Source organism: Marinobacter panjinensis (assembly GCF_005298175.1).
Lineage (GTDB): Bacteria > Pseudomonadota > Gammaproteobacteria > Pseudomonadales > Oleiphilaceae > Marinobacter > Marinobacter panjinensis.
This window is the reverse complement of record NZ_SZYH01000001.1, coordinates 2413726-2430743: the sequence shown is the minus strand read 5'-3', so window position 1 is coordinate 2430743 and position 17018 is coordinate 2413726. Positions and strand designations below refer to the sequence as shown.

Here is a 17018-nt window from a genome sequence, read left to right as displayed (position 1 = left end):
CCCGCGTTCCTTTGTTACATTGGTATGAATATTTTTGTGCGGCGAACTGGCAAAATAGACGCCCAGCTCACTCAAAGCCATCAATACAGAGAATGATATGCAGACGGCAAATCTTCTGCCCCTGGTTCTGGTTCTCGCCGTGGTTGCCTACGGCCTCGCGTACATGCGATCCCGTGCCGTTGCAGCGCCCCTGGGCGGCATCCGGAATCTCAAGGCACTTCCTTTTTATTATGCGGCACGAGCAGCACTCTGGTGTGCGATTCCCGCACTGATTGTGCTGGCAGCCTGGGCCGGTTTCGAAGGCAAGGTTATTCAGGGCATTGTGATTGCATCGCTGCCTCAGGATACCTGGCCCGAATCTGCAGGGCGGGCCAGCCTGATACTCTCGCAAATCAGCAACGTCGCAGCGGGCAAGCTCAATCCTGAATTTGTGCCCGAGCATATTGCCGGGGCAGCGTCGTTACTGGAAGCGTTGGAAAGCAAGAGTCAAAACTTCAAGGCCATCCTTGTTATTCTGATCGCAATATTGGGGGCTACGTTTGCGTGGACTCGTGTTGCTCCCCACATTAACGCCAGAAAAAACGTAGAGGCAACTCTGCGCAGAATTTTCTTCCTGTGTGCAGCATTGGCGGTGTTGACCACGGCGGGCATCGTGTTTTCGGTGATCCTGGAGACGGTGCGTTTCTTTGGCCGGGTGCCGATTACCGAGTTTCTGTTTGGTACCACCTGGAGTCCTCAGACCGCCTTGCGTGCCGATCAGGTAGGTTCCGACGGTGCCTTTGGCGTTATCCCGCTATTCACCGGCACCCTGTTGATTTCCGCCATTGCTTTGCTGGTTGCCGTGCCTGTTGGCCTGCTTTCAGCCATTTACCTGTCCGAGTATGCGAGCAAGCGGATGCGCTCAACGGTGAAACCGATACTGGAGATGCTGGCGGGCATCCCCACTGTGGTTTACGGTTTTTTTGCCGCTTTGACCGTAGCCCCGTTTATCCGTGATCTTGCTCAAATAGTGGGGCTGGAAGCCTCGTCACAGAGCGCACTTGCCGCCGGCCTGGTGATGGGGATCATGATCGTGCCATTTGTGTCGTCGCTGTCGGATGACGTGATCAATGCGGTACCCCAGACAATGCGGGACGGGTCTCTGGCCCTGGGAGCGACCCAATCGGAAACCATGAAGAAGGTGATTTTTCCGGCGGCCCTGCCTGGAATCATCGGCGGTATCCTGTTGGCAGCATCCCGCGCCATTGGCGAAACCATGATCGTGGTGATGGCGGCAGGCCTGGCAGCCAATCTGACGGCCAATCCGCTGGATTCGGTAACCACAGTGACCGTGCAGATTGCGACGCTGCTGGTGGGTGATCAGGAGTTTGACAGCGCCAAGACCCTCTCGGCTTTCGCCCTGGGCATGTTGCTGTTCATCGTCACGCTGCTACTCAACGTGGTCGCACTCAAGATCGTACGGAAATATAGGGAACAGTATGACTGATCAAAGTTCTCAGGCGGAAATTGTCCGCAATTCCCTGAAGCGCCGGTACCGCAAGGAACGTCGATTCCGCCTGTACGGAATTCTGGCGATTTTTATTGCACTCACGTCCCTGTTCACCCTGTTTGCCGACATTATCAGCAAGGGCTACACAGGCTTCGTAAAGACCACCATTACCCTGGACGTGAATCTCGATTCGGAGATGATGTACCTGGATGATCCAACCGATGCGGATCAACGGTCCATGGCGGATTTTGTGGCGCCGGTTATCGCCGCATTACAGGAGCATATTCCCGAGGCGGACAGCGCGACTGAGAAACGCGAACTCGGCCGCTTTCTCGGTACTTATGCAGCCAGCGAAGTCAGTGAGTTACTGGCGAAAAATCCGGAGCTTCTGAACACTACCCAAACCATCGAGTTCCCGGCCCACGATCGGGTTTCGGTATACGTCAAGCATGCGGACAATCCGCGGTACAGCATCAAACTGTCCGAGCAGCAGCAACGCTGGGTGGATGAGCTACTGGAGAAAGGGGTTATCGATACCAGCTTCAACGACGTACTGTTCAGTCGGGGAGACTCCCGGGAGCCTGCCAACGCGGGTGTTCTTGGCGCAATCGTGGGCTCCGTGCTGACCATGCTGGTGACGCTGGTCATCTCGTTCCCCGTGGGTATTGCGGCGGCAGTTTACCTGGAAGAATTCGCGCCCCAGAACAAGATTACCGATTTCATTGAGGTGAACATCAACAATCTGGCTGCGGTGCCCTCGATCATCTTCGGTCTGCTGGGCCTCGCCGTCTTCATTGGTCTGTTCGGCATGCCCCGTTCGGTTCCCGTGGTGGGTGGCCTTGTCCTGGCGCTGATGACATTGCCGACCATCATCATCTCCAGCCGCGCGGCCATCAAGAGTGTGCCGCCCTCGATACGGGAGGCTGCAGAAGGTGTTGGTGCTTCCAAGATGCAGGTGGTGCTCCATCACGTGGTTCCGCTGGCGATGCCAGGCATGCTTACCGGCTCCATTATTGGTATGGCCCAGGCCCTGGGTGAGACAGCCCCGCTGCTGCTGATTGGCATGGTGGCCTTTATTGTGGATGTACCGAACGGCTTTTTCGATTCAGCCACCGTACTGCCGGTACAGATCTACCTATGGGCAAGCAGCTCCGAGCAAGGTTTCGTAGAGTTGGCATCAGCCGCCATCATGGTGCTGCTCACCTTTATGATCAGTATGAACGCACTGGCGATCTGGCTGCGCAAGCGGCTTGAGCGTCGCTGGTAAGGAGAATGTTATGAATACAATAAACCCGAGTATGTCCGCGCAAGCCGACATGAGAGACCAGGGCGCAGCCGTTCCGGTGCCTGAAGACAAGCCAGAGACGACAGTGATTGAAGAAGGCAAAACCGTTGGAAAGCCGTTTGCTGACGACCCCAAATTCAAACTTCGTAACGTGGACGTCTCTTACGGTGCCGACCGGGCGATCAAGAATATCAGCCTGGATATTGGCAGGAACGAAGTGATTTCATTTATCGGCCCGTCCGGCTGTGGTAAATCAACGTTTCTGCGTTGTCTGAACCGGATGAATGACAGCATCGATATTTGCCGGATCAAGGGTCAACTGATGCTGGACGATGAGGATATTTACCACTCGAAACGGGATGTCGTCGAGCTCCGTGCCCGAGTGGGCATGGTGTTCCAGAAACCGAATCCGTTCCCCAAATCCATCTACGACAACGTTGCCTATGGCCCCCGAATCCATGGCCTTGCAAACCGCAAGTCCGACCTCGACGATATCGTGGAAAACAGTCTGCGCAAAGCCGGCCTGTGGAACGAAGCCAAGGACCGCCTGGATTCGATCGCAACCGGCATGTCCGGTGGTCAGCAGCAACGTTTGTGCATCGCCCGTGCCATTGCCGTCAGTCCGGAAGTGATCCTGATGGACGAACCCTGTTCTGCCCTGGACCCGATCGCAACCGCTCGCGTGGAAGAGCTGATTGCCGAGATGTCAGAGAGCTACACGATTGTCATCGTGACCCACTCCATGCAGCAGGCAGCCCGTGTGTCTCACCGCACCGCGTATTTCCATCTGGGGCATCTGGTTGAAGTCAATGAAACCAACAAGGTATTCACTTCGCCGGAGCACGAGCTCACCGAATCCTACATTACCGGCCGCTTCGGCTGATCCCGGTAAGCTGAACACTGGAGAACATAGTTATGCCAACGAAAAAGGACGATGTTTACGGCGATCATATTTCGCACAAGTTCAATGACGAACTGATGGCCCTGAAAAGCGAATTTCTGGAAATGGGCGGGATGGTGGAGTCCCAGGTAGACCGGGCCATCACCGCACTGGTCGAGAACGATGGTCACTTGGCGGACGAAGTCCGTGCCACGGACAAGAAAGTCGATCAGAAAGAGATTGAAATCGACGAGGAAGCCACGCTGATTATCGCCCGCCGCCAGCCCACGGCAAGGGATCTGCGGCTGGTGATCTCGGTGATCAAGATGGTGGCAGACCTGGAGCGTGTCGGCGACGAGGCCAAGAAAATCGCCAAGTTTGCCATCAAGCTGTCAGAGGAAGGCCAGGCGCCGCGCGGCTACGTGGAAGTGCGCCACATCGGCAACCACGTGCTGGCTATGTTGCACGACGCCCTGGACGCCTTCGCCCGCCTGGATTCTGAGCAGGCGCTGCGAATCATGAAGGAAGACAAGCGTGTGGACGAGGAATACCAGGCGGCCACGCGCACGTTGCTGACGTTCATGATGGAAGACACCCGTAACATTTCCCGCTGCATGTCGGTGATGTGGATTCTCCGCGCCCTGGAACGGGTGGGGGACCATGCCTGTAACATTGCCGAGAACGTGATCTTCATGGTCAAAGGTGAGGATGTTCGGCATACGCCGGTGGAAGAGGCTGAAAAAGTCGTCGGCCGCTGAGCTCTTTGCCCGTGTAGCCTGTTGGTTCGGGAGTTTTCGCCGGGCCGGGGGCACTGTTCAGGACACGCCCGTGAATACGTCCATGTAGGGCTCGGTCGCGCCATCCCTGGCGCTCCACGGTCCTGTACAGTGCCCCCGGCCCTGCTTGGCTAATCGCTCAGATAGCGCCTGGGTCCAATAGTCTCAGGCCTGCTTCTTCTTGTCGGTATACGGCGGCCAGCCCATGGGTTTGCCGGCCAGCAGGTGCAGGTGGATGTGGAACACCGTCTGCCCTGAATTTTCTCCGCAGTTCATGACTGTTCGATAGCCATCGTCTGCAAAACCCATTTCCTTCGCCAGTTTGCCCGCAACCCAGTACAAATGACCGACCAGTTCACGGTCGTCCTCTGCAATGTCATTGATCGTTGCGATTTCTTTTTTCGGGATGATCAGCAGGTGCACCGGCGCCTGTGGATTGATATCCCGGAAGGCCAGGCTGAGGTCGTCTTCATAAACAATATCCGCCGGAATTTCGCGGTTGATGATCTTGGTGAAGATGGTCTCCGACATAACGGGTCCTTTTTGGTGAATGTGGGCCAGAAAAGCGAGTTACAGCTGCTTGAACCCCGGTAACCGCTCCGCCAGCTGGCGGATGACCGGTGGTAAGTCATCATCGATACCCATAGCGTATTTGGCTACCCGGTTTCTGGCAAATGGCATGGCTTTCGCCGCCCCCAGGCCGAGGTTGCGCAGCAGGTGCAGGGGTGGCGTGCGGTTGCTGAACAGGTGGTAGAAAACATCCATGGCCAGCATCATGCGGCGGTTGGCCGGGCGGCGTTGCTGCTCGTATTGATCAAGTCGGGCAGGGTTGGCCAGGTCACAGCCGGCGCGCCTGGCTTCGCGGAGGACCGACTGCAGGCAGCGGGCATCCTGGAAGCCCAGGTTTACGCCCTGGCCTGCCAGCGGATTGATGGTATGGGCAGCGTCGCCTACCAGTACTACGCGGTTGTTTACATAGTTTTTGGCGTGCTGGCGCGCAATCGGGAAGCTGGCTCTGGCATCAATGTGGGTAAGCAGCGGCAGCTCCGGCGGGAAAGCGTTCTGTATTTCCGCCATCAATGCGCTGTTATCCAGTGATTTGAGGCGCGCCAGCTCTTCCGGTGAGTCGTACCACACCAGCGAGGCCCAGCTTTCGCCGTTCCCGGCGGCATGCAGTGGCAGGAAGGCCCGGGGGCCGCTGGGGTAGAAGCCCTGCCAGGTGATGTCCTGCACCGGGCCCTGGTAGCGCACGGAGACCACCATCGCCTGTTGCTGGTACTGGTCACGGGTGACGCCGATGCCGGCCAGGTTGCGGACGCCGGAGTTGGCGCCGTCTGCACCGACGACCAGTTCGCCGGTCAGTTCCGTGCCATCGTCCAGCGTTACGGTTGCGTAGTTGTCGCTATTGCTGAGGCTGGTGACGGCATGGCCGCAAAACAGGGTCACTGATGGCTGTGCCGAAGCGCTGCTCCAGAGTGCCTGCTGGGTGATGCGGTTCTCCACAATATGGCCCAGATGGCGGGCGGACAGATTACGGGCGTCAAAAACCACCTCGGCGATCTTGCGGGGCAAAACATTGCTCAATGGATGGTCAGTTTCATCCCATACCGCCAGACGGGTATAGCGGGTGGCGCGCATGGCGAGGATGTCTGGCCAGGCTCCCAGTTCGGCCAGATAGCGCTCACTGCCGGCACTCAGGGCTGATACCCGGATGTCGGGAGGCTGAGCGGCATCGTAGGAGGGCGCAGCCCCCTGATCCACAAGGCCAACGCGAAAGCCGCTGCGGCCAAGACCGGTGGCGAGGGCAGCGCCGACCATGCCGGCACCAACAATAACAACATCAAAGGCTTGGGTCATAACGGGTTCCTGTCTGATACGCCCAGTTTACGCGATGGGCGCGTTCAGACAAGCGGCCCGGAGCAAGCCTGCACCGAGGGGTGCTTTCAGTAGCCAGCCAGGTTGGCAGTGTGGCTGTCTGTCAGCGACTCTGCCCGGCGGGGGCGACCTTTTAGCCAGGCGGGTTTTTGCGCCCCCGGCTTGACGAAACCCTGTTCCAGAACCATGGGGTGAACCAGGTTCAGGAAATCCTCGGTTTTCATATGTATGGACTCGGTGTGGCTGCCGGCGGCAAAGGCCAGTTCCGGTTGCCGGGTCAGGGCTTCGGCGCAGTACACCGACATATCAAAGAGGTTGCCGAACGGCGGCATGGCGCCCACTTCGCATTCCGGGAAGCGGTCCTGAAATTCCTGTTCGTCCGCCAGGTCAACAAAGTCGGTATCGAGAATCCGGCTTAACCGGTCCCAGCGAATACGCCAGGTGGCAGGCATGACCAGCATGGCCATTTTGCCGTCCAGTTCTATAATCACGGTTTTTACCACCCGGTCACCAGCGATCTTGACGTGGTGCGCCAGCTGTTGGGCAGTAAAGGCAGGTGGGTGAGACAGGCACATGTATTCCACGCCTGCCTGATCAAGGAATTCCTTCAACTGCTGTACCGGCATAGTGACAACCTCCTACCAGCAAGTCTGGAACCGGTGGTTTTCTGTGGGCCCGGCTCATGTGGCCTGGCGGTGGTGCCGTTGTTACCGGCGCCACCGCCATTATTGGTCAGCTTAGTTGAGGTTGCTCAGAAAGCGAGTTACAAAGTGTGTTGTTGAGATACCAATCACTCGGTTTTGTAGACGTGCACATCCCGCTGAGGGAAAGGGATGGTGATACCCTCGGCATCAAACGCCTTCTTCACCTTTTCGTGCATGTCCCAGTAGTACGGCCAGAGGTCGTCGGTGGCCACCCAGGCGCGAAACATAAGATTGACCGAATTATCGCCCAGGCTGCCAACACAGATCCGCGGCTCCGGGTCCTTCAGGGAACGCTCGTCTTCATCGAACAGGCGCTGGAGAATGGCCTTGGCCTTGTCGACGTCGTCGTCGTAATGGATGCCGAAAGTCATATCGCAGCGGCGCTTGTCGTAGATACTGACGTTCACCAGGGTGGAGTTGGACAGATTGCCATTGGGGATGACGATACGGCGGTTGTCGAAGGTGTTTACCACCGTATAAAGAATCTGAATTTCAGCGACCGCGCCAAGGAAACCCTCGGCTTCGATGGTGTCACCCACCTTGAAGGGCTTGAAGATCAGGATCAGCACGCCACCGGCAAAGTTGGCAAGGCTGCCTTGAAGCGCCAGGCCGATGGCCAGGCCGGCGGCACCGATGACGGCAATGAACGAGGTGGTTGCAATGCCGATCATGGAGGCGACCGAGATCAGCAGCATGACCTTGAAAACGGCGCTGATCAGGCCACAGAGGAACTTGTTCAGGGTGGGGTCTTTCGCGCCCAGCTTCTTGTCAAGAACCGCGATGAAGCGGTTAATCAGCCAGAGACCGACAACCAGTGTAACAATGGCCAGCACGAATTTCGGGGCGTAGGCCATAACCAGTGCCAGAGCCTCATCCCACAGCTCCGTGGCGTTGATATTCGTTCCCAGAAGATCGTCCATTCAGTGACTCCTTGATCGGTTTTGGTTACTTGTCTGTGGCATACGATGCTTACCTGTTCCTGGCCCACTCGATAATGGCTTCTGGCCCACCCTGCATGACAATCCTGCCTTTTTTCTGGTCCAGCTGGTAGTCATACATGGGGTCGTAATAGTTTTCCAGCAGGGCCTGAATCCATTGATGATGCGCGGCGACATCCGCCGTCCGCTGCTGTATATCGAGGGCGTCCTCCATCATGTGTCGCAGCCGGTTGTGGCGTTCACCGCCGAGGCGTTTGCGGATCCGGTCCAGAGCACTGAGCAGATAATCGCGGAAATTGAGCCAGCCGGCCTCCACGCCGTCCCGTTCAGCATAGTTCGCAGCCATCTGGTCGACATAGTCTTCACGGATGATGCGTATTCGCTCCTCCATAGGCTGATCAAGCACCATCAAAGATGCTTCCGTCATTCGTTCGCGCAGACTTTCCGGCAACGCGCAACGGCCGACCATCCTGCTTTCATCTTCCAGATAAACCGGCCCGCCGACATGGTGGTGTGCCTTGAGCATGGCAACGGCCAGGCGGTTTTCAAAATCGATCTGTGATGGCTGGGGAGTGACCTGGCGGCCAAAGCTGGAGCCCCGGTGATTGGCCAGGCCCTCCAGGTCCACCGGATTGGGCAGCTGTTGCAGGACACGGGTTTTGCCGGTGCCGGTGCGGCCGCTCAGAATGACAAACTCCGAGGATTCTACCAGTGCTTCCAGGCTGTCGATGAGGAAGCGTCGCATCGCCTTGTAGCCACCGGTAACCAGCGGGTAGTCGAGGCCGGCCTCACGGATCCACTCCTGGCTCAGCCGCGAACGCAGGCCGCCGCGAAAACAGAACAGGTAACCGTTCGGATGGTCGGCGGTGAAACGCCGCCAGGCTTCAATGCGCTGTGCCTTGATGTCGCCGGCAACCAGTTGATGGCCGAGTCTGATCGCTTCATCCTGGCCCTTTTCCTTGTAACAGATGCCTACCCGGTGGCGTTCTTCGTCGTTCATCAGGGGAGCATTGATGGCACCGGGGAAACTGCCTTTACTGAACTCGACGGGGGCCCGCACGTCCATCAATGGCGCGTCGTTGAGGAACAGGGCAAGGTAGTCGCTGGTATCGGGTCTGGACGGCATGACGGGGTTTGGTTCGTGCTGAAAATGAGGCAGCAGTATAACGGACGTGACGGTTTTTTGCTCGCCGGCCGATGCCAGTCACCCTTGCTGCCGTTACAATGCGTCCCTTGCCAGACCCCTATCCGGAGTAGCCGTGACCCCCGACATTCTGAACCAGCACCTCGCAAAAACTCTCAGCCGTGGACGGGTGGCAGCCACTGTACCTGCGGGCTGCCCGGACGTTTCCCTGTATCTGTTCGATCCTTCGGTTCTGGAGGGACCGATCAGCCATGACGAAGCCCAGGCCGTGGTGGCGGAGCCAGCGTACTGGTCGTTTTGCTGGGCCAGCGGGCAGGTGCTTGCGGCTTATATCCTGGCCAACCCTCATCTGGTGAAGGGCGAGACGGTACTGGATTTTGGTTCCGGGTCGGGCATTGTTGCCATTGCCGCTGCTATGGCCGGGGCGCGGGAGGCCATTGCCTGTGACATCGACCCGGCCGCGCTGGATGCTGCCGGAGCCAATGCCAGGCTGAACGACGTGACGGTGTCTTTGTGTGATGACTGGAGCACACGGCCAGATAATGTGGGCGTTGTGACGGCAGCGGATGTGCTGTACGACCCCGATAATCGACCCTTGTTGTCCGCGTTCAGGCTGGCTGCACCACAGGTGTTGCTGGCGGACTCAAGGATGAGGGATCTGGGAGATGATCGTTACCGGCAGCAAGCGGTCATTGAAGCCCGCACCTGGCCAGATCTGCACGAGTTCGAGGAGTTCAACCGGGTACGGATCTATCGGGCGGGAGAGGGGCTGTCCGGATAAATAAACGAAAAAAAAGGGCAGCCTCTCGGCTACCCTTTTTCGGAACAGGTGTCGCATCCTTGCGCTGTTGGCAACCATCCCGTTGCCGTTTTCCCTTGTCATTCCCTTGTGCCAGCGTCCGAGCCAGCGATCCGATTAGTTATCCCTTAAGCGAGGCGTCCCTGTGTCCTTGCCTCTCCCTGCATCCAGTTGCCGGGGTGCATCCAGTGCGTCGTCCTTTTCCCTGTCGTCCTTGATGTGATCACTATAGCAATTGAAAGCTAACAAGCACGTGAATTATGTACCCCTATAAAGTTACGATCTCTTTAGTTGCTCAATAAATTCTTAAAAATCAGAAGCTTGACATTTCTCACGCGAGAGCTGTTCTGTAAGCGTACGTAACAGAGAAGCGAGATCTTACGCTCTTGTAGGATATATCTCACAAGCGCCCGGGCTCTTCTCTCACATCTGTTTTCTTGCGTGATGGTTTGGCGCGCCGTCTGATGAAATCCGGGCAGGGCAGCAGCCCGACGGCAATACCCGCGGCATCGGCCACAATGTCGGCAACGGCGAAGGTGCGATAGGGTAACTGGGCTTGTACTATTTCAATCGACGCACCAAAGGCGATCAGGCCAGAGGCAATCCAGAGCCGGCTTAGCCCAGGCCAGGCCAGGCGTGTCACAATCGTCAATTGCAGGAAGGCCAGCACATGATTCAGCTTGTCGTTATCTGACGAAGGCACCGGGTAGGGCTCGCTCGTGGTTGCGAGATAGAGAATGGCTGTCGCGGATATCACCAGCATTGCCCGCCAGAACGGCTGATAATCAAGCAGAAAACGAATGCGCTGTGTCAGAAATCCCATGTACACCGTCGGGCTGTGGTGGAGTTTGCAACATGATATGCTCTGCGCCCCGTCACTGTCATTGAAGCTGAGGTGCTGCGAGGTATGTTGAAAGGTAACTTTTTCCGTGGCCTGGGATATCTCGGAGAGGGATTCCGGCTGATACGGCAGCCGGGGCTGAGGCTGTTTGTTGTTATTCCCCTCGTCATCAATATTCTGTTATTCGGCCTTCTGTTCTATTTCCTGGCCGAACTATTCACTGCCATGATCGCGGCCGCCATGGGCTGGCTGCCGGACTGGGCCTGGTTGCAAAGCCTGGACTGGTTGTTCTGGCTGCTCTATGGCGCTGTGATCCTGCTCATGCTCGCCTATGGCTTCGTTATTGTGGCTAACCTGATCGGCTCTCCGTTCTATGGCTATCTGGCGGAATTGACTGAAAAACACCTGACCGGTCAGGAAGTCAGCACCGAGGATGGCTGGAGCCAGATCGTCCGCGATATCCCCCGTGCGCTCTGGCGAGAAGTTCAGAAAATTGTCTATTACCTGCCTCGCGCAGTTGGCCTGTTTATTATCGGTGTTATCCCGGTGGTCAACCTGGTGGCGGCCGTGCTCTGGTTCCTGTTCAATAGCTGGATGATGGCGCTTCAGTATGTGGACTACCCGGCGGATAACCACCGGGTCAGCTTTCCGGCCTTGCGACGCCTGTTGGGAGATACCCGCTTGTCGGCTCTGGGGTTCGGGCTTCCGGTGGCCCTGGCAGCGATGGTGCCGGTGTTGAACCTGGTAGTGGTTCCTGCAGCGGTTTGCGGGGCAACCGCCTATTGGGTACGAGAGAACGGGCCATCGAACAAAGACGTATAAAACCGCAACAGTCAGCTAAATCCGTCGGAGGTTTCTTGGATACATCGGAATTTGTAATCGGCCAGCGTTGGGTCAGCCACAGTGATACTGCGCTGGGCCTGGGCATTGTCACGGATATTTCCGGTCGCCGGGTGACGCTGGGCTTTCCCGCCGCAGACGAAGAGCGCACCTACGCCATCGATAATGCCCCTCTGTCGCGAATCATCTATCAGATTGGCGAAGAAATAGAGACCTTTGATGGCGAGCGTTATCTGGTCCGGGCGGTTGACGATCTGGGCGGCGTGCTGATGTATCACGCTGACGATGGTAGCGATAATCTGACCCAGATCTCCGAAGTGAAGCTCAGTAGTCTGGTGGATTTCTCAGCCCCCCACCAGCGCTTGTTTGCCGGGCAGTTCGACCGCAATGGTGCGTTCCGTTTGCGAATGGCAACGGCACAACACCAGGACCGGCTGCGGGCATCGTCTGCCCAGGGTCTGATTGGTGCGCGTACCCAACACCTGCCGCACCAGATCTATATTGCCCACGAAGTGGCCAAACGCTATGCCCCCCGGGTTCTGCTGGCGGACGAAGTGGGCCTGGGCAAAACCATTGAGGCAGGCCTGATCCTGCATTACCAGCTGCACACCAGCCGTGCTCGCCGGGTGCTGATCGTGGTGCCGGATTCGCTGATTCACCAGTGGCTGGTGGAAATGCTGCGGCGGTTTAATCTGCGGTTCTCGATCATTGATCAGGGGCGTTACGAGGCCATGGAGGACTTCGCCGAGCTGCCGGAAGAGGACGACGACCTGGCCGACGCCGATGAGAATCCGTTCGAGAGCGAACAGCTGGCGCTGTGCAGTCTGGACTTCCTGATGGCCAGTGAGCAGGCCCAGGCGGATGCCATTGCCGCGGGATGGGACCTGATGGTGGTGGACGAGGCTCATCACCTGGCCTGGAGTCCGCAAGCGGTCAGCCCGGAATACCGTCTGGTTGAACAGCTTTCGGCAACCAGCAAGGGCTTGTTACTGTTGACGGCAACACCGGAGCAGGTGGGTGTGGCCAGCCACTTCGCACGCCTGCGTCTGCTGGACCCTGCGCGGTTCCACGACCTGGAGGCCTTCAAGGAAGAAGAAAAACAGTACGAAGTGATCAACCGTGTGGTGTCCCAGATCAGTGAGCAGGGGGTGACGGCCCTTTCCAGCGATGACCGCAACTCCCTCAAGGACTGGCTGGGTGATGAACTGGACGCGTTAATGTCCGCCGAGCAACCGGAACAGGCGGTGATTGATGCGCTGCTGGACCGTCATGGCACCGGACGCGTGCTCTTCCGCAACACCCGTGCGGCGATCAAGGGTTTCCCGGAACGCCATCCGTTGCCGGCTGCACTGCCTTGCCCCGGGATTTATCAGCACAACGACATTGTCCATGGTATTGGCGGATTGACCCCGGAAACCGCGATGGAGGAAGAACAGTGGCTGGCGGAAGACCCTCGCGTTGCCTGGCTGGAAAAGACCCTGAGCGGTCTGAAACCGGCCAAGGTGGTGGTGATTTGTGCCCATGCCTCGACGGCCATGGCACTGGAGCACTACCTGCAACTTCGCGCAGGTATCCGCAGTGCTGCGTTCCATGAGCACCTGAGCCTGATCGAGCGGGACCGTGCAGCCGCCTACTTCTCCGACACCGAGCAGGGCGCCCAGGCGTTGATCTGCTCGGAAATCGGCAGTGAGGGCCGCAACTTCCAGTTCGCCCATCACCTGATCCTGTTTGATCTGCCTGCCAACCCGGATTTGCTGGAGCAGCGGATCGGTCGGCTGGACCGAATCGGCCAGACCGACACCATCGACATACACATTCCCTACCTGCAGGGGACAGCCCAGGAAAGCCAGTACCGCTGGTTCGAGGAAGGCCTGAATGCCTTCAGCGAAAGCTGCTCAGTGGGCGTTGCGGTGCACGAACATGTTGCGGCCCAGTGGCAGGCCGCCATTGACGGCCAGATTGAAGAGCTGCCGGCCCTGCTTGAGGCCTCGCAGAAGGAGGCGGAACGCTTGCGCACCCTGCTGCGCAACGGCCGGGATGCGCTGATTGAACTCAATTCCTGCCGGCCTGAGGTCGCTGATGCACTGATCAGCCAGATCGAATCCGAGGAGGAATCGGCCCGGGTACGGGACTACATGATCGAGGCCTGCGACATCCTTGGAGTGGACGTGGAAGACCACTCCGAACATGCCGATGTGCTGCGCCCGGGGGAGCAATACCAGGCCGGGCACGTGACCGAACTGCCGGAAGACGGCATGACCGTTACCTGGAGCCGCCAGCAGGCCCTTGAGCGCGAAGACATGGCGTTCATGAGCTGGGAACATCCGCTGGTGACCGGGGTGATGGAATCGGTCACCAGTTCCGGGCTGGGCAAGGCGGCCCTGGCCAGTATGACGGTCAAGGCCCTGCCTCCAGGTACGCTGTTGCTGGAGGCCCTTTTCACGGTGCATTGCCCGGCCCCGGAGTCACTGCAACTGTCCCGCTATCTGCCGGTCTCACCGTTACGGCTATTGGTGGATGTGAACGGACGGAATCTGTCGGCAACCCTGCCTCACGACCGGCTCAACGACATGTGCTCCAACATTCGCCGGCGCACTGCCCAGGCCATCGTGCCCCAGATCCGCCCGCAGGTGGAAACCATGGTTGATCATGCGGAAGCACTGGCCGAGCCGCAACTGGAGCCCCTGCGAACGTCTGCTCTGGCCCGGGTCAGGGAAGTGTTTGGCCCGGAAATCCGCCGCCTGGAGGCAATGAAAAAGGTGAATCCGGCCATCCGTGACGACGAAATCGGGTTTTTCCGGGAACAGCTGGCGGCAGCGGAGACGGCGCTGGGCCAGGCCAGCCTGTCACTGGAAGGTATTCGGGTGATTGTAACTGCCTGATGGTGAACCAGTTGCTGGTCAGAATTCATCTGATCAGGTAGGTTGAACGTAACGAATTGTAGTTTTTGACATTCAAAACCACGGACGACAGAGAGTATCCATGATGACTTTCATACTGTTTCTTGTTGCTGTTGCCGGGCTCCTTGCTGTAATGCGCAACGAATCCGGTGCCAGGTCCGCTATCGGGGTGATGGTAGTGACAGGCCTGCTTTCGCTGTTCTTCGCGTCGGGCCTGTTGGCGTTGATCCTGTTTATAGGAGCGGCCATCACAGCGGCCGCCGGCCTGCCTGGGTTCCGCCAGAGCTGGCTGACACCAAGGGTGTTCGCCATGTTCAAGAAGGTGGCGCCCAAGGTTTCCGATACCGAAAAAGTGGCCCTGGAAGCGGGCACCGTCAACTGGGACGGTGAACTTTTCACCGGTCGTCCGGACTGGCACAACCTGCTGATCAATCGCAACACCGGCCTGTCTGAAAAGGAACAGGCATTTGTCGATAACCAGTGCACCCAGGCCATCTCCATGTGTAACTCCTGGGACGTAGCGGTGGAGCGGGCCGACCTGCCGGAAGAACTGTGGGACTTCCTCAAGAAAGAAAAGTTTTTCGGCATGATCATTCCCGAGGAATATGGCGGCCTGCACTTCTCCGCCAAAGCACAGACAGCCGTGTTGCAGAAACTGGCAGGCAACGAAATGCTGATGATCTCCGTCGGCGTGCCCAACTCCCTCGGCCCCGGTGAGTTGCTGGTCAAATACGGTACCGAAGAGCAGAAGAACCACTATCTGCCGCGCCTGGCGGATGGTCGAGAAATTCCCTGCTTCGGCCTCACTGGTCCCCGCGCCGGTTCCGACGCCACCTCGCTGCCGGATACCGGTATCGTCTGCAAGGGCGAATTCGAAGGCAAGGAAGTGCTCGGCCTGCGACTGAACTTCGAGAAGCGCTGGATTACCCTGGCACCGATTGCCACTGTGGTGGGCCTGGCCTTCCGCATGTTCGACCCGGACGGACTGCTGGGCGACACCAAGGACTATGGCATTACCTGCGCGCTGATTCCCCGCAACACCAAGGGGATGGAAATCGGCCGCCGTCACTGCCCCATTGGCACACCGTTCATGAACGGCCCCATCAAGGGTAACGACGTGTTCATTCCGCTGGACTACATCATCGGTGGTCAGGAAATGGCAGGTCAGGGCTGGCGCATGCTGGTTGAGTGCCTCTCTGTTGGCCGTTGTATTACCCTGCCTTCCGGTGCGGCGGGCACTGCAGCCTATGCCGTCGGCACCGCCGGTGGCTTTACCCGCATTCGCCGCCAGTTCAATACGCCGGTGGCAGATATGGAAGGCGTTCAGGAGCCCCTGGCTCGCATCGCCGCGCAAACCTACATCGCCCAGTCAGCGGTGAACCAGACCGCCAACATGATCGATAAAGGCGAGAAGCCGGCCGTACCTTCGGCGATTCTGAAATACCACCTGACCGAAATGCAGCGTGCAGTGCTTACCGACGCCATGGACGTCCACGGCGGTAAGACCGTCACCCTCGGCCCACGTAACTACCTGGGCATCGGTTTCAGCGGTGCGGCGGTATCCATTACCGTTGAGGGTGCCAACATCATGACCCGCAGCCTGATGATCTTCGGGCAGGGCGCCATTCGGTGTCATCCCTATGTGCTCAAGGAGCTGGCGGCCAAAGACAACGACGACATCGACGCCTTCGACGATGCCTTCTTCAGCCACGCCGGCCTGATTTTCGGCAACGCAGCCCGTGCCTTCACCCAGGCGCTGGGCATTGGCAAGGCCGATGTGCCGTTCGATCATCATGCCCGCAAATACGCCCAGGGCGTGGCCCGCTTCAGCGCCGCCTTTGGCCTGTGCGCAGACGCCGCCATGACCACGCTGGGCTCCGAGCTGAAAATGCGCGAACTCATCTCGGCCCGCCTTGGCGATGTGTTGGCAAACCTTTACCTGGCCTCCATGGTGCTCAAGAACTGGCACGAATCCCAGCCGGTCGACGGCGAACGGGACCTGATGGAATACAGCATGGCGCTGTTGCTGTACCGCGCGGAAAACGCCATGGACGAATTCCTCCAGAACCTGCCCAACCGTCCGGTGGCCCTGGCCCTGCGTGCCATCACCATGCCCCTGGGCCGCCGCTGGGACAAGCCCCACGACGACCTGTCCCGCAAACTGGCCCGGGCTATCTCCACCGACAGCCCGGTGCGTGAAAAACTGCTGGCGGGCGCCTGGACCACTGCAGGAGAAGGCAAGGGCGCGGTTGAAAACCCGGTCGCCCAATATAATGGATTGCTGAAAGACTACGACAAGGCCGAACAGCTCTATCGCAAGGCAACCAAAGCTTATGCCAAAGGACAGTTGCCAATGGAAGCCCTGCATCCTGAAGAGCGTTTCGAGGCTGCCCTGGAAGCGGATATCTTTACCAAGGAAGAGGCAGACTTCATGCGCCAGTATGAAGCCACAGTCCTGGAAATGCTGACCGTTGACGACTTCCCGTTCGACGAGTTTGCCCGCAACAAGGACACGCTGATCGACCATAACCCGGCCTGATCAGAGGC

Annotated in this window: 14 protein-coding genes; 8 read left to right on the top strand and 6 right to left on the bottom strand. The window is 58.4% G+C overall.

Going from position 1 to position 17018, the window contains the following annotated elements:
• Window positions 1-97: 97 nt before the first annotated feature.
• Genes pstC through phoU form a run of 4 tightly spaced genes read left to right on the top strand, consistent with a single transcriptional unit; the run spans window position 98 to window position 4412 of the window.
• On the top strand, window positions 98-1486 hold the full coding sequence (gene pstC, locus FDP08_RS11200; RefSeq protein ID WP_137436240.1) for a phosphate ABC transporter permease subunit PstC: 1389 nt from the start codon (window positions 98-100) through the stop codon (window positions 1484-1486).
• Window positions 1479-2756: a phosphate ABC transporter permease PstA gene (pstA, locus tag FDP08_RS11195; RefSeq protein WP_137436239.1), complete on the top strand. Its 1278-nt coding sequence runs from the start codon at window positions 1479-1481 to the stop codon at window positions 2754-2756. Before pstC ends, pstA begins: the two co-directional genes overlap by 8 nt.
• 10 nt (window positions 2757-2766) lie before the next feature.
• Window positions 2767-3657, top strand: a complete 891-nt coding sequence (gene pstB, locus FDP08_RS11190; RefSeq protein WP_137436238.1) for a phosphate ABC transporter ATP-binding protein PstB — start codon at window positions 2767-2769, stop codon at window positions 3655-3657.
• Window positions 3658-3689: 32 nt separating this feature from the next.
• Complete coding sequence (phoU, locus tag FDP08_RS11185; protein ID WP_137436237.1) at window positions 3690-4412, top strand: phosphate signaling complex protein PhoU; 723 nt, start codon at window positions 3690-3692, stop codon at window positions 4410-4412.
• A 183-nt stretch (window positions 4413-4595) separates the two neighbouring features.
• Here phoU and FDP08_RS11180 read toward each other — a convergent pair whose 3' ends face one another.
• The 5 genes from FDP08_RS11180 to mnmH form a co-directional block, all read right to left on the bottom strand.
• Complete coding sequence (locus FDP08_RS11180; RefSeq protein ID WP_137436236.1) at window positions 4596-4961, bottom strand: histidine triad nucleotide-binding protein; 366 nt, start codon at window positions 4959-4961, stop codon at window positions 4596-4598.
• Between the two features lie 39 nt (window positions 4962-5000).
• The gene (locus FDP08_RS11175) at window positions 5001-6287 is read right to left on the bottom strand and encodes an FAD-dependent monooxygenase (protein WP_137436235.1); all 1287 of its coding nucleotides are present in this window, start codon (window positions 6285-6287) and stop codon (window positions 5001-5003) included.
• Between the two features lie 86 nt (window positions 6288-6373).
• Window positions 6374-6931, bottom strand: coding sequence for an aminoacyl-tRNA deacylase (locus FDP08_RS11170; RefSeq protein WP_137436234.1), 558 nt, complete (start codon window positions 6929-6931; stop codon window positions 6374-6376).
• A 164-nt stretch (window positions 6932-7095) separates the two neighbouring features.
• Window positions 7096-7929: a mechanosensitive ion channel family protein gene (locus FDP08_RS11165; RefSeq protein WP_137436233.1), complete on the bottom strand. Its 834-nt coding sequence runs from the start codon at window positions 7927-7929 to the stop codon at window positions 7096-7098.
• Window positions 7930-7978: 49 nt separating this feature from the next.
• Complete coding sequence (mnmH, locus tag FDP08_RS11160) at window positions 7979-9073, bottom strand: tRNA 2-selenouridine(34) synthase MnmH (RefSeq protein ID WP_137436232.1); 1095 nt, start codon at window positions 9071-9073, stop codon at window positions 7979-7981.
• Between the two features lie 133 nt (window positions 9074-9206).
• On the opposite strand from mnmH, the gene FDP08_RS11155 reads away from it, so the two are divergent.
• On the top strand, window positions 9207-9872 hold the full coding sequence (locus FDP08_RS11155; RefSeq protein ID WP_137436231.1) for a class I SAM-dependent methyltransferase: 666 nt from the start codon (window positions 9207-9209) through the stop codon (window positions 9870-9872).
• 418 nt (window positions 9873-10290) lie between these two features.
• Here FDP08_RS11155 and FDP08_RS11150 read toward each other — a convergent pair whose 3' ends face one another.
• Entirely contained in the window at window positions 10291-10713 is a 423-nt protein-coding gene (locus FDP08_RS11150) for a VanZ family protein (RefSeq protein ID WP_137436230.1), read from the bottom strand.
• An 84-nt stretch (window positions 10714-10797) separates the two neighbouring features.
• Between FDP08_RS11150 and cysZ the strand changes: the two genes are divergently transcribed.
• From cysZ to FDP08_RS11135, 3 genes are all read left to right on the top strand, one after another.
• Complete coding sequence (cysZ, locus tag FDP08_RS11145; protein WP_137436229.1) at window positions 10798-11553, top strand: sulfate transporter CysZ; 756 nt, start codon at window positions 10798-10800, stop codon at window positions 11551-11553.
• 35 nt (window positions 11554-11588) lie between these two features.
• A complete protein-coding gene (rapA, locus tag FDP08_RS11140) occupies window positions 11589-14453 on the top strand; it encodes an RNA polymerase-associated protein RapA (RefSeq protein ID WP_137436228.1) in 2865 nt (954 codons plus the stop codon).
• A 103-nt stretch (window positions 14454-14556) separates the two neighbouring features.
• On the top strand, window positions 14557-17010 hold the full coding sequence (locus FDP08_RS11135; protein WP_228263360.1) for an acyl-CoA dehydrogenase: 2454 nt from the start codon (window positions 14557-14559) through the stop codon (window positions 17008-17010).
• Window positions 17011-17018 lie beyond the last annotated feature (8 nt).

Bases quoted from the DNA above. Each gene is read 5' to 3' on its own strand.
- FDP08_RS11135 (WP_228263360.1), top strand. From the start codon at position 14,557: ATGACTTTCATACTGTTTCTTGTTGCTGTTGCCGGGCTCCTTGCTGTA.
- pstC (WP_137436240.1), top strand. From the start codon at position 98: ATGCAGACGGCAAATCTTCTGCCCCTGGTTCTGGTTCTCGCCGTGGTT.
- phoU (WP_137436237.1), top strand. From the start codon at position 3,690: ATGCCAACGAAAAAGGACGATGTTTACGGCGATCATATTTCGCACAAG.
- FDP08_RS11170 (WP_137436234.1), bottom strand. From the start codon at position 6,931: ATGCCGGTACAGCAGTTGAAGGAATTCCTTGATCAGGCAGGCGTGGAA.
- pstB (WP_137436238.1), top strand. From the start codon at position 2,767: ATGAATACAATAAACCCGAGTATGTCCGCGCAAGCCGACATGAGAGAC.
- FDP08_RS11180 (WP_137436236.1), bottom strand. From the start codon at position 4,961: ATGTCGGAGACCATCTTCACCAAGATCATCAACCGCGAAATTCCGGCG.
- FDP08_RS11165 (WP_137436233.1), bottom strand. From the start codon at position 7,929: ATGGACGATCTTCTGGGAACGAATATCAACGCCACGGAGCTGTGGGAT.
- cysZ (WP_137436229.1), top strand. From the start codon at position 10,798: ATGTTGAAAGGTAACTTTTTCCGTGGCCTGGGATATCTCGGAGAGGGA.
- FDP08_RS11150 (WP_137436230.1), bottom strand. From the start codon at position 10,713: ATGGGATTTCTGACACAGCGCATTCGTTTTCTGCTTGATTATCAGCCG.
- FDP08_RS11175 (WP_137436235.1), bottom strand. From the start codon at position 6,287: ATGACCCAAGCCTTTGATGTTGTTATTGTTGGTGCCGGCATGGTCGGC.
- pstA (WP_137436239.1), top strand. From the start codon at position 1,479: ATGACTGATCAAAGTTCTCAGGCGGAAATTGTCCGCAATTCCCTGAAG.
- mnmH (WP_137436232.1), bottom strand. From the start codon at position 9,073: ATGCCGTCCAGACCCGATACCAGCGACTACCTTGCCCTGTTCCTCAAC.